The sequence below is a fragment of the Pseudomonas sp. SWRI81 genome (assembly GCF_014268545.1).
GTDB classification, from domain to species: Bacteria; Pseudomonadota; Gammaproteobacteria; order Pseudomonadales; family Pseudomonadaceae; genus Aquipseudomonas; species Aquipseudomonas hamedanensis.
In genome coordinates, this window is the sequence record NZ_JABWQS010000021.1 from 1 (window position 1) to 12,201 (window position 12,201).

The following is a 12,201-nucleotide window of genomic DNA, read 5'->3' on the forward strand; positions in this document are numbered from 1 at the left end:
GGAGCGAGCCTGCTCGCGAAAAGGCCCTAACATTCAACATCCATGTCGCCTGGGATGCCGCTTTCGCGAGCAAGCTCACTCCCACCCTGAAAAAGCCAGATTGTCCGCGATCAGCGTTCGCGGGTCACGGTCAGGGCAACCACGGCGATGCGTTCGACGCGTTCGTAGCCGGGCTTGAGCAGTTCTTCGCTGAACACATCCGGGTCGAGTTCGCGATAGGTCCAGGCGTATTGTTCGCCTGACACCATCGGCTCGATCGCCTGACGAAACGGATCCTGCCCCGCGACGATCGCCACTCCGGTGTACACCAGCAAAGTGCCGCCCACTTCCAGGCGCGGCAGCGACTCGCGCACGATACGCACCGACAGGCCTTCGCCCAGCGTGCCGCCGCCGTGGCGATAGGCGCGCTGCTGCTGATCGTTCATGTAAGGCGGGTTGGCAACGATCAGATCAAACTGCCCTTCTACGCTGGCCAGGACATCGCTGCGATAGACGCTGACGTTGCTCGCCCCGGCCAGTTCGGCATTGACCGCCGCCAGGCGCAGCGCCCGCGGATTGATGTCCACCGCGAGCACCTCGGCATCACGCCGCGAACGGCCCACCACGACCGCACCGATGCCGCTGCCGCAGCCGATGTCGACGGCGCGTCTGACCGGTGCAAAGCGTGTTTGCAACTGCGCGTCAATCGCTTGGGCGAAGCGATAACTGTCCGGGCCGAAAAACACCGCGTCGGTGTCGCTGGTCGGCCAGGCCGAATGCACAAACAACAGCTCGCCGAGCCGCGACCAGCGCACGCCGCTGCGCCACAACGTGTCTTGGCGCTCGATCACTCCGGCGCGATCGAGCAGCGCCCGATCCTCTTCACTGAACAACTCAGGGTCGAACGGCATCGACCAACCGAATACATCGCGCCAATCCCGCGCCTGAGGCACCGGGACGCGCTGGTAGTAGCGCTCATGGGTCAAGGGTGACGGGGTGATGAACTGATAACCGCTGTCGAGCAAGCGCTTGCCCAGATCGAGCAACGCCCGATCCGCCGTTTGTTGTACTGACATGTTTCCTCCTGAAATCAGCGCAGTTGCCCGCGCAACTCGACAAAACGCCGGGTCGCAAACAGCCCCGCCGGCCGCCAGTGACGCCGGGCCGATAGCCACGGCAACAAGGCTTGCATCTGTTCGCCAGGCGTCAGCGGTTCGAGCTGTTCGCGCAGGGCGAGCAGCTCTGCATCCTCAATTTCGTCCTGAGCCGCGCCCGGGGCCTGAGCCGCGACGTGCGGCCGGGTCCGCGGGGCGTATTGCGTGTCAGTGATCCAGTCACGCAGCAGTTGTTTTTCATAGCCGCTGAACACCCCGAACATCACGGCCTCGCTGCCATCGATCAGTTGCCAGAAACGGCTCTGCTCCACCGGCTCGCCGCGCTTGATCCAGCCTTTGCGCTGCAACGCCGCGAGGAACTCGCCCATCTGCCCCGGCACCGCCAGCCATTGATTGATCGTGCGATTTTCGAGGCGGCAATAATCGGAGTGCATGTGCTGACCGAACACGCATTTGCGTTCCAGCATGGCAATCACTTCCCGCTCCAGATCAAACGCCTGGATGACATCGGTCGAGCCTTTGCCCAGATCATTGAGTCGATACCCCAGGCTGACGCGCCGATAAAACGCCTCACGCTCGGCACCCAGCGGCAGCAACTGCAACAGCGCCTGCACGGCTTTGTGCGCGTGACCGGTACTGGCGTTGTCGATGGTCACGTGCAAGCGGAAATACTGCGGATCGATACCCAGCTCGCGCAGCTCATAGGTGCTGATCAACAAGTGCAGCGGCAGCTGTTCGTAACCCAGGTTGTAGCCGATCACTTCCGGCAGAAACTCATCGCTGCACTGGCCCAGCGCGAGTTGCAACGCGCCCTGCAAATAGAGGTCGTCAGTCAGGCCACGCAGGTCGTCGCAATCGTGCTCGGCGAGCAGCTTGCGGTAGATCAGCACATGGTTTTGCCGAGGCAGGCCATCGCCCAATTCTTCCAGGTAAGTGTCGAGCAAATGGTCGAAACGCGGGTCCTGCCAGTGCGCGGCAATCCCGGCCAGCCAAGCGCCGTCCACCACTTTCGTCGGTGCCACATGCTGAATGAAATACAGCGCGTGGGAGCGGTTGCGGAAGTAGCGCCGCTCGCCGCCCTGCTGGCGCGCCTGCAAATATTCAGCGTATTGCGCGGCCACCGCCGCGCAACGATGCTGGGCCCATTGTTCAAGCTCTTCAGGGGTCGCAGGCAGATCGCTTGACAGCTCAGCCGCGCGGCGCAGTTGCCCTTGCAGCAGCGTCCGGGCTTGCCGACTGGCCTGTGAGTCCCGGGCCAGCAGCCGCTCATATTCCTGACGATACGAGGCCGCCTGAAAAGTACGCGTCGTGGAAGAGGTCTTGATCGCGGTTTCGATCATCGTCATGGCCGTTCACCTTCGCCTTGTGCGAGCAGTTTGTTCATGAACAAAAGAGTCGAACACGGAAAAAATAATTCCTTTTTTTTGCCTTGAACATGCGCTTTGCGCCGCTTGTCGCTCATGCGCCGATTTTTCTGAATCCTCGCCCAGCCGCTCAATCGAACCTCATGACCCCTGCCCAAAGCTGAACCGCAAAGGGATGCGCCCATGAAAACGCTTGCCACCACATGCCTCGCCGCACTGCTCCTGAGCCTTCAGACCGTCACGCTGTGCTACGCGGTCACGCTCAATGCCTTCGTTGAAGAAGCCGCTGAACAGAGCCTGTTCCAGAACGACAGCGCGCGCATCGCCCTGGAAAAAAGTGCACTGCCCGACGTCAGGGACTTTGCCCGGCAAATGATCGCTGACCACGACCGCGTCTATCCGCAGCTCCAGAAACTGGGGCAAGCGTTGCGCATGGACGTGCCGGCGCAACCCTCGGTCGCCTCGAAAGCCAAGCGCCTGCGGCTTGAATCCCGCGACGAATCGTTCGACCGCGTCTACATCGACAGCCAGGCGCAGACCCTCGAACGCAAACTGATGCTGTTCAAGAAGGAAGCGATGTCCTCGGAGAACCCGCAGCTCAAGGCCTTCGCCAGCACCGAGCTGCCAGGCATCGAAAAGCAGGCGCAAAAGGCCAAAGATTTGCAGGAACAACTCAAACCCTCGGCGGGCGCCCTGAAGTCAACCAAACCGTGAGGCTGGCGCGGTCGCCGCTATCGAAGGCAACGCCCGCGCCACCTCGCCCGCCGTCTCAATCGATCGGGCCGATATTGATGGTCAGGTCAGCGCCCAGCCCCGGCACCTTGGCCAACACGTCGACCGGCGTCTCGCTGGAAAAGTGCACCACATAACCCATGCCGCTGCCGTCCTCCTCTATTGCACTGACCCACAGTTCGACTTCGTCGGCGTCCAGCCCGAGGGCTTGGCCAAACTGACGGTTGCGGTGATCGGAATCGGTTTCGTCCATGGGGTAATCGTTCATGTGCAGCCTCCTCAACCGGTGAATACGGGTTCGTGGATCGTCCTAACCATGGACGCCCGCGCTACTGCCGCAGTTCGTTTTTTTTGCCGCGGCTGCCCCTTGGCGCAATGCAACGGCACGGTCATGCACCGATGCGGTCGCAATAAAAAGACTTGGGTTTTTCTGCCCCGCCGCCTATCGGGAGAAGCGCATGCCAGCCGTCCAACGCCAACCGTTTTGTGCACGTCTGATCATCATTGGCTATGGCAGCATCGGCCGTGGCGTGTTGCCGCTGCTGTTGCGTCACATCGAACTCGATCCATCGCAGGTCTGGGTGATTTGTCCGTCCGGGGCCGCCGAGCAAGCGGCTCGTGACTATGGGGTGCAGGTCGAGCAACAGGCGTTGACCGCAGACAACTTCCACGCGTGCCTGGAGCCGAAACTGCGCGCCGGCGATTTTCTCTTGAACCTGTCCATCGAAGTGTCCAGCCAGGCATTGCTCGCTTTTTGCCAGACGCGCGACGTGCTGTATCTCGATACCTGCACCGAGCCTTGGGCCGGCGGGTATGACAGTGCCGAACAGCCACCCCAGGCCTGCACCAATTACGCCTTGCGTCACGGCATTCTGGCGTTGCGTGGCGCTCAGGACAGCGCCACGGCGATTCTCACCCACGGCGCCAACCCCGGCCTGGTCTCGCACTTGGTCAAGCAGGCACTGGAAAATCTGGCGGCGGACATCGGCCAGCAGCATCCGGTCTGTACTTCACGGGAAGATTGGGCGCGGCTCGCCCAAGCGTTGCTGGTCAAGGTCATTCACATCGCTGAATACGATTCGCAATATGCCGCCCGGCGCAAGGAGCCCGGCGAGTTCGTCAACACCTGGTCGGTTGAAGGCTTTATCGCCGAAGCCTGCCAGCCGGCGGAGCTCGGTTGGGGCAGCCATGAGCGCGCATTGCCGGCCGATGCCCGACGACACCCCTACGGCAGCCAGGCCGCCATCTACCTGCAACGGCCGGGCGCCGCGACGCAAGTGCGCACCTGGACCCCGGGCGTCGGGCCGACCCTCGGCTTTCTGGTCACCCACAGCGAGGCTATCTCCATCGCCGAATACCTGACCGTCGGCGAAGGCGCGCATCCCGATTACCGACCGACCGTGCATTACGCCTACCGACCCTGTGACGATGCGCTGTTGTCGCTGCATGAACTTGCCGCTCGCCAATGGCAACCACAACCGCGGCAACGCTTGCTCGACGATGACATCGCAGGCGGGCGCGACGAACTCGGCGTGTTGCTGCTCGGTCATGGGAAAACCGCCTATTGGTATGGCTCGACCTTGAGCATCGATCAGGCCCGCGCGCTGTGCCCGCACAACAGTGCGACGTCACTGCAGGTCACCGCGGCGGTCATGGCCGGAGTGGTCTGGACGATACGCAACCCTCGGCGCGGCATCCTCGAACCGGATGAGTTGCCGCACCGGGAAATCCTCGAACTGTGCCGTCCTTATCTCGGCCCTCTGCAAGGTTTTTACAGTGACTGGACGCCGCTTGCGCAGCGCCATGTCGGCATTGATCCGCCAAGTGATGAGCAGGATCCGTGGCAATTTCGCAACCTGCGTTTCACCTGAACGGCGCCCTATAACGGGCATTCTTGGGACTCGCTGACCGCCTATCGGGCCAAGGCAAAACTTTCAAAACATTTTCGCGCTGACGGCTATCGGAAGTAGTGTCTGTTGCGATCAGGTCACGATAGGCCATCTGACCCGCGGCGGACACCCATCAACAGCCACACAGGGATCGGGCGCGTGGCCCCTTCCCTTCGAGGTCCGCCATGAAAGCTTCGATCGAATCCCGGCCATGCGCCCCGCAACTGGAAAAAGCCGAAGAACCGGCCCATGAAATGGAAGTGTGTTCACTACCGGCTCACGTGCTCAGCGATACCCCGCAGGACATCGCCGAAACCCCGGCACTGGCCGTTTCCGTTGCCACACCGATCACGCGGCGCTGCTGTTACGAACGCAGCCAGGGCATCGCTCAAGCAGAACGCCATTCAAGCGCAACGCACACCCGGCCGGTCTGCGAACGCGGCTCATGAGCCCCGCGCCGTTGCCGGCCGGCAGCCAGCATTCGCTAAACACCACCCAGTTGCGCAAGCGCCAGCCCCTTCAATTGCGAGGTGATTTATGCCAGTCCACGTTATTCATTTCACCGGCCCGATCAATGCTTCCACCTGCGGGCACCTGATCGAAAAAGCCTCGGCCGCGGTCCAGCAAAACGCTTCGAAGCTGATCGTCAACATTGCAACGATGGGCGGCGAATGCAGTTATGGCTTCACCATGTACAACTTCCTCTTGTCGCTACCGATTCCGGTACACACCCATAACCTGGGCACGGTGGAATCGATGGGCAACATCGTTTTTCTCGCCGGCCGCCATCGGTCGGCCTGTACCCACAGCAAATTTCTCTTTCACCCGTTCCATTGGCATCTGCAAGGCGCGGTCGACCATTCGCGCATGTCGGAATACGCCATGAGCCTGGATTACGACTTGTACCTGTATGCGCGGATCGTCGCCGAGCGCACCACCGAGGCACGGGAACGGCTGGAAACGGAAAAATACCTGACCGCCGCCCCGCGCATCATCGATCCGTCACAAGCGCTGCTCTGTGGCCTGATCCACGCCATCGAACCGCCGATGATCAGCGCCGAATCGGTGACGTCGATCATCCACAGCTAGGCCCTCGCTTCCGCGCAGGCGGCAAACCTCCTACACCCGATTGCATACGCCTCATGGCAGCGCCCGACGCTGGCTATGGGGGGTTTGCCGTGCTTTTTTTTGCCGGGCAATGCCGTTCATGAAATCGTTGGAATTTTTTCTTTGCGCCTTCACTCACTTGCCTATGAGCGTAAGGAGTAGCGCATGGGGCAAACCGATATCTTCACCATCGAATACAAGCTGCACGGCCAAGCGAAGTCGTTCGTGATCCGCAGCAAAAGCATGTGCAACGCGGCGGCGTGGCACTGGGCAAGTTGTGACGCCGGTATTGCGCCCATACCCAAACCCGGGAAACCACCGCTCAAGGTCGTCTCCAAGCCCCAGGCCGAACGGTTCGGGATCACCGAGGTGAAATGGCGCGAGACGGCGGCACTGGACTGGACGGAGGCGTCATCATGATTTCGACAACGTCAAACGACTCGCGCGCCCACGTGGAAGAGGACGAACCGGCGCGTATCAACGCGTTGTTCTATGAAGCGGACCGGCTCGAAGAAAGCGCCTACCGGTTGTTCAATGACAGCCGCCGCGATGCGCAGACCTGGCAACGCTTCAACGAAGCCAAAGCGATGGCCGATGCCAAGCGGACCGAGGCGTATCAAGCGTGGATGCAGTTGCGCCGGCAGCCCCGGCGCTAACCCAGCGCCGTGTCGAGGAACATCATCACGCCAAACCCGAGCATCAGGCCCAGGGTGGCCGGGGTTTCATGGCCGTTGCGATGGGTTTCCGGGATGACCTCGTGGGACACCACAAAAATCATCGCCCCCGCGGCCAGGCCAAGGGCAACCGGGTATCCGAGGGCGAAGCTGTTGGACAAGCCCAGGCCGATGATCGCGCCCAAAGGCTCCATCAGCCCGGACCCCACAGCGACCAGAGCGGCGCGAATCGCCGAGATTCCCGTCACACGTAACGCCAGGGCCACCGCCAGCCCCTCGGGGATGTCCTGAATGGCGATGGCCGTGGTCAGCGGCAGGCCGACACTCATGTCGCCCTCGGCGAAGCTCACGCCGATCGCCATGCCCTCAGGCAGGTTATGCAGAGTAATGGCCAGCACGAACAACCAGACCCGATTGATCCGCTCGGCTTGAGGGCCGCGTCGGCCGCTCTTTTCGTGCTCGTGGGGGACGAAGCGGTCAAGCCCGACCATCAACGCGACGCCCAGCCCCAAGCCGACCACGACCACGCAGGCGGCGAGCAGCGGACTGTGGGTCAGCGTCTGCGCCGCCTCGATGCCCGGCAGGATCAGGGAAAACGAACTGGCCGCGAGCATCATGCCGGCGGCAAAACCGAGCATGGTGTCTTGTGTCCGCGCTGCCACATCGCGCAGCACCAGCGCCACCATGGCGCCCACCGCCGTCGCGGCAAACCCGGACAGCCCGCCCAGCGCAGCAAAGTGCAGGTTATCCCGGTTGGCACTGACCAGGCCGGTGTAACCGCTGACCAGCAACAATACCGTGACAATGACCAGCGTCAGCCAGAACGACAGCGCGCCCCAGCCGCTGCGCGACAACTGGCTCAACCAGGCGCGCAACGGTGCGGCGAAAGACGATGCAGGTTGCGACATGAAGCCCCCTGTTGGCAAAAAGTGAATCGATGATCAGCCCTTGCTGTGTTCCGGCGACGACGGCCCTTCCTTGACCCCGCGCGGGCCGGCAATGCCCCAGACAATCAGGCCCAGCACCGGAAACACGATCAGGCCGATGGCCCAGGCCGCTTTCACACCCACGGTTTTTTCACTGCGAAACACACTGACAATGGCCCACAGATCGACCAGCAGAATAATCACAGCGATACCTATCGAAAAATAACTGACGGCTTCGTTCATGACGCAGTCCTCCACAGGTTGGTACAGATTTGGGCCTCGTGCTTACGCCAGCGTTCAAAAAAATCCCGGCGAGACTGGACCGCCATGCCTGTGCCAGCATGGAGCCGCTTCTCGTCGGCCAAACGGCGCTTGATTGAACGCAAGCTGAAACGTTGTACTAGGATAGGATCCAAACCTGCAGCGTTTCACCGGTCAAGGAGCTTCACGCCGGTGTTTCAGGCACACGCGCCACTCATTGCCACTCATGGATGAAGACATGAATTCACACCTGTTTCCGCACATCGGCAAAGTCATCGCCAGCACCGGCAGCCGCCATTTTCCGCGGATGTTGCATGACCTGATCCGTACGCAACTGGCGGTCGACGCCACGCATATCCGGCAGATGCGCGTCGAATCGGTGGTTGCGCGCAGCGAGCCCGACCCCGCAACAGAAGCGGCGTTATTGGCCGAAACGCTGTTTTGCGAACACAGCGACGCGTTACCGCCCGTCCCCGCCACGACCGCCACCGACGCCTCGCAACTGCACCTGACCCGGCGAAAGGACGGTTACCGCTACGTGATTTCGGTGTACCGCAACGATCAGTCGGAGCGGTTTTCCGCCCGCGAGCGCAGCCTGTTGCAGGACATCTCCCCGGTCCTGCTGCCAATGGTGGAAAAACACATTAACGCCCTGCAACCGCTGGATAATGACCCGCAAAGCCCGGCGACCACGCCAGAGAGCAGCGGGCTGGAGACCTTGCGCCTGCGCTTCAACGAACGTTTGCAGCAATTGGGGCTGAAACTGTCCAGCCGTGAAAGCGAAGTTTGCATCGGCCTGCTCGCCGGGCAGACGGCGCCGGAACTGGCCGCGCAGTTGCAGTTGAAGGTCAACACCGTGGAAAGCTACCTCAAGCGCGCGGCAATCAAACTGGGCATCAGTGGCCGGCATTCACTCATGAAGTGGATGTATTCGCCGCAGCACAGCTCGGCCACCGGCGTCGCCTGATGACCGCGCTGGCACGAGCTTGAGCCTCAGTCCCGTGCCAGCGCCTCGATCGGGTCGAGCCGCGAGGCGTTACGTGCCGGCACGAAACCGAAGACGATGCCAATCAGCGTCGAACAGAACACCGCCGTCAGCACCGAGCCCAGCGAAAACACCATTTCCCACTCTTTGATGAACACCGAAAACAAATGGCCGATGGCATATGACAGGGAAATGCCGATCGCGCCGCCGAGCAGACAGACCATCACCGCCTCCACCAGAAACTGCTGCCGAATGTCCGACTGCCGCGCGCCGACGGCCATGCGGATGCCGATCTCGCGGGTGCGTTCGGTCACCGACACCAGCATGATATTCATCACGCCGATGCCGCCGACCACCAGCGAAATCACCGCGATCAGCGACAGCAACAACGCCAGTGAGCGGCTGGTCTTCTGCACGGTCTGCATGATGCTGTCGAGGTTGTTGGTGAAAAAATCCTTGGTGCCATGACGCTGCAGCATCAACTTGTTGACGTTGTCTTCTACCACTTTGCTTGGCTGGCCGTCCTTGATACGCACGCTGATGCTGTCCAGATAGCGCTGGCCCAGCAGGCGTCCGGCAGCGGTTTCGTAGGGCACCCAGACGTTGAGTGATTTGCTCGCGGCGAACAGGTTTTTGTTTTCCGCTGCCACACCGATCACGGTGCACGGCAGATTGCCGATCAGAATCACTTGTCCGAGCGGATCGACCTGCTCGCCGAACAGACGCTGACGGGTCTTGTGATCGATGACCACCACCTGGGCCTGGCGCCGCGCATCGCTTTCACTGAAGTGAATGCCCGCCGCCATCTTGATTCCGCGTACCTGGAAATACAGGTCGCTGACGCCGTTGACCTGGGCATCGACGTCGATGTTACGGTAGCGCAACAGCAGATTGCGCCCGACCACCGGCGTCGCGCTGTCGACGTAATACAGCTGATTGAGCGCCGCGACATCGGCGGGCACCAGGGTTTCGATGGCGGCGGAACGGCTGTCGCCGAAACTGGTGCCGGAATAGATATCGATAGTATTGCTGCCGATCGCCTGAATATCCTTGAGTACATAACGCTTGGCCCCCTCGCCGATGGCCGAGATCGACACCACCGAGGTGATGCCGATGACGATGCCGAGCATGGTCAGCAAGGTGCGCATGCGGTGCGAAATCAGCGCGACCCAGGCCATGTTGAAGGCTTCCTTGAACAGCCCGAGGCTGGCGACCAGACGCCGCGCCGCTGTGGCTGGCCGCGCGGCCGGCTCGTCAGGGGAAGACGCTTCGCTGTCGCGCACGTTGCGCCGGTCGCTGAGGATCTCGCCATCGCTGACCTCGATGATGCGCTCGGCATTGGCCGCGACTTTCGGGTCGTGGGTCACCAGAATCACCGTGTGCCCGGCGGCGTGCAGCTCTTGCAGAATGTGCATCACCTCCTTGCCGCTGGTGGTGTCGAGGGCGCCGGTCGGCTCATCGGCGAGGATCACTTCGCCGCCGTTCATCAAGGCGCGGGCGATACTCACGCGCTGTTGTTGGCCGCCCGAGAGTTGGCTCGGTCGATGCGTCAGGTGCCGCTCCATGCCCAGGCGCGCCAACAGCTCGCGGGCGCGCGCATGGCGCTGCGGCTCCGGGGTCCCGGCATAAATCGCCGGAATCTCGACGTTGTGCATGGCGCTCAGGTGCGGCAGCAAGTGATAACGCTGAAAGATAAATCCGAAGTAATCGCGGCGCAGTTCGGCCAGCGCCTCGCTGTCGAGGTCACGGGTTTCCCGGCCGTTGATCTTGTAGCTGCCGGCGGTGGCGTAATCGAGGCAGCCAAGAATATTCATCAGGGTTGATTTGCCGGAGCCGGACGCACCGATGATCGCCACCATTTCCCCGGCATGGATGCTCAGGTCGATGTCTTTCAGCGCTAGAAATTCGCGGTCGCCGGCGGTAAAACTGCGGGTGATGCCGCTCAGTTGCAGCAGGGCTTCGGCCATGATCAGGACCCCGCCACGGCGGACACCGGATCACCGATCACCACCCGATCGCCCTCAGCCAGACCGTCATTGATCTGCACCTTGACGTTGTTGTTGATCCCGACCTGCACATTGCGCGGCTGGGCCTGGCCCTTGGCGTCGAGTACGCGCACCGGAAAACTGCCGTCGCTGTTGCGCGCCCCGAGCGCCGCCACCGGGATGGTCAACACTGACCGGGCCGTGTCGAGCACTACGCGCACCTGCGCGGTCATCGAGATACGCAAGCGATGGTCCGGGTTCGGCACCTCGAACAGGGCGTTGTAAAACACCGCCGTGTTTTGCTTTGGCGTGCCGGCAGGCGGCGTTTCGAGGAAGTTCTGCGGCGCCGGTTCAGTGCCGCGCAGCTTGCCGTAATAACGCTTGTCTTCGCCCAGAATGGTGAAATACACCGCCTGCCCCGGCGCGATGTGAATCACATCTGCTTCCGAGACTTGCGCCTTGACGGTCATGGTGTCCAGGTCGGCGAGTTTCAGCAGAATCGGCGCCAACTGATTAGCGATCACCGTCTGGCCTTCTTGGGTGACGATGCCGACCACATCGCCATCAATCGGCGCGATGATCCGCGTATACGCCAGATTGACCTTGGCGGTATCGATCTGGATATGCGCACTTTTGATCTGTGCCTCCAGCGAGAGCAGGTTGGCCTGCTGCACCTCGTAATTCGATTGTGCGGTTTCGAAATCCTGACGAGAAATGGAGGCGTCCTCCTGCAAATTCCGATAACGCTCGTACAACGCCTTGGTCTGCCGCAACTGGGCCTGGGTCGCGCGCTTTTGGGCTTGCAGGTTTTCTTCATCAACCTGGGCCTGGCGCAGAGTGTTCTGCAATACCAGCGGATCGATTTCCGCAAGCCACTGGCCCTTTTTCACCTTGTCGCCGACCTTGACCTTGAGCGACTTCAATTGCCCCGACACCTGCGCACCGACATCGACCTGCTTGATGCCCTCCAGCAACCCGGTGGCAAGCACCGCGTTCTCGATGTCACCGCGTTCTACCGTGGCAGTCAGGTACTGCGGCGCCTCCGCCGGCGCCTGCACCGCGTACAACAGCAAGCCGGCCACTGCCGCCAGCGCCACACCCATAGCGACTTTGCGCAACTTCGACTTTTCCATAAATGACTACAAATCCGTTCAGGGTTGAGCCCGGTCAGCGACCGGGCTGCA

At 61.6% G+C, this 12,201-nt stretch carries 14 protein-coding genes; 7 read left to right on the top strand and 7 right to left on the bottom strand.

Translation table 11 applies throughout. The features are described from left to right. Positions 1-110: 110 nt before the first annotated feature. Both HU765_RS14920 and HU765_RS14925 read right to left on the bottom strand, forming a co-directional pair. Positions 111-1,055 carry a class I SAM-dependent methyltransferase gene (locus HU765_RS14920; RefSeq protein ID WP_186621421.1) on the bottom strand — a complete coding sequence of 315 codons (945 nt, stop codon included), beginning with the start codon at positions 1,053-1,055 and terminating at the stop codon, positions 111-113. A 14-nt stretch (positions 1,056-1,069) separates the two neighbouring features. Continuing rightward, positions 1,070-2,434 carry an iron-containing redox enzyme family protein gene (locus HU765_RS14925; protein ID WP_238344710.1) on the bottom strand — a complete coding sequence of 455 codons (1,365 nt, stop codon included), beginning with the start codon at positions 2,432-2,434 and terminating at the stop codon, positions 1,070-1,072. 207 nt (positions 2,435-2,641) lie between these two features. On the opposite strand from HU765_RS14925, the gene HU765_RS14930 reads away from it, so the two are divergent. Further along, entirely contained in the window at positions 2,642-3,172 is a 531-nt protein-coding gene (locus tag HU765_RS14930; RefSeq protein WP_186621425.1) for a DUF4142 domain-containing protein, read from the top strand. A 55-nt stretch (positions 3,173-3,227) separates the two neighbouring features. Here HU765_RS14930 and HU765_RS14935 read toward each other — a convergent pair whose 3' ends face one another. Then, entirely contained in the window at positions 3,228-3,458 is a 231-nt protein-coding gene (locus tag HU765_RS14935; protein ID WP_186621428.1) for a hypothetical protein, read from the bottom strand. Between the two features lie 190 nt (positions 3,459-3,648). Here HU765_RS14935 and HU765_RS14940 point away from each other — a divergent pair, with 190 nt between their 5' ends. The 5 genes from HU765_RS14940 to HU765_RS14960 all read left to right on the top strand — a co-directional run bounded on the left by HU765_RS14940 (position 3,649) and on the right by HU765_RS14960 (position 6,842). Further along, positions 3,649-5,061 carry a saccharopine dehydrogenase C-terminal domain-containing protein gene (locus tag HU765_RS14940; RefSeq protein ID WP_186621430.1) on the top strand — a complete coding sequence of 471 codons (1,413 nt, stop codon included), beginning with the start codon at positions 3,649-3,651 and terminating at the stop codon, positions 5,059-5,061. Between the two features lie 203 nt (positions 5,062-5,264). Then, positions 5,265-5,528, top strand: a complete 264-nt coding sequence (locus HU765_RS14945) for a hypothetical protein (RefSeq protein WP_186621432.1) — start codon at positions 5,265-5,267, stop codon at positions 5,526-5,528. 88 nt (positions 5,529-5,616) lie between these two features. Continuing rightward, complete coding sequence (locus HU765_RS14950; RefSeq protein WP_186547962.1) at positions 5,617-6,168, top strand: ATP-dependent Clp protease proteolytic subunit; 552 nt, start codon at positions 5,617-5,619, stop codon at positions 6,166-6,168. A 183-nt stretch (positions 6,169-6,351) separates the two neighbouring features. Continuing rightward, positions 6,352-6,606: a DUF6555 family protein gene (locus HU765_RS14955; protein ID WP_186621434.1), complete on the top strand. Its 255-nt coding sequence runs from the start codon at positions 6,352-6,354 to the stop codon at positions 6,604-6,606. After that, the gene (locus HU765_RS14960) at positions 6,603-6,842 is read left to right on the top strand and encodes a hypothetical protein (protein ID WP_186621436.1); all 240 of its coding nucleotides are present in this window, start codon (positions 6,603-6,605) and stop codon (positions 6,840-6,842) included. The genes HU765_RS14955 and HU765_RS14960 overlap by 4 nt, the downstream gene beginning before the upstream one ends. Here HU765_RS14960 and HU765_RS14965 read toward each other — a convergent pair. Together HU765_RS14965 and HU765_RS14970 are read right to left on the bottom strand one after the other, a co-directional pair. Beyond that, positions 6,839-7,768: a ZIP family metal transporter gene (locus tag HU765_RS14965; RefSeq protein WP_186547968.1), complete on the bottom strand. Its 930-nt coding sequence runs from the start codon at positions 7,766-7,768 to the stop codon at positions 6,839-6,841. The genes HU765_RS14960 and HU765_RS14965 overlap by 4 nt on opposite strands. A gap of 33 nt (positions 7,769-7,801) precedes the next feature. Then, positions 7,802-8,029: a PLD nuclease N-terminal domain-containing protein gene (locus tag HU765_RS14970; RefSeq protein ID WP_186547970.1), complete on the bottom strand. Its 228-nt coding sequence runs from the start codon at positions 8,027-8,029 to the stop codon at positions 7,802-7,804. Between the two features lie 256 nt (positions 8,030-8,285). On the opposite strand from HU765_RS14970, the gene HU765_RS14975 reads away from it, so the two are divergent. Then, a complete protein-coding gene (locus tag HU765_RS14975) occupies positions 8,286-9,014 on the top strand; it encodes a helix-turn-helix transcriptional regulator (protein ID WP_186547972.1) in 729 nt (242 codons plus the stop codon). A 26-nt stretch (positions 9,015-9,040) separates the two neighbouring features. Here HU765_RS14975 and HU765_RS14980 read toward each other — a convergent pair whose 3' ends face one another. Next, positions 9,041-10,999: a MacB family efflux pump subunit gene (locus tag HU765_RS14980; protein ID WP_186621438.1), complete on the bottom strand. Its 1,959-nt coding sequence runs from the start codon at positions 10,997-10,999 to the stop codon at positions 9,041-9,043. A 2-nt stretch (positions 11,000-11,001) separates the two neighbouring features. Then, positions 11,002-12,150: a macrolide transporter subunit MacA gene (macA, locus tag HU765_RS14985; protein ID WP_186621440.1), complete on the bottom strand. Its 1,149-nt coding sequence runs from the start codon at positions 12,148-12,150 to the stop codon at positions 11,002-11,004. Between the last annotated feature and the right edge of the window lie 51 nt (positions 12,151-12,201).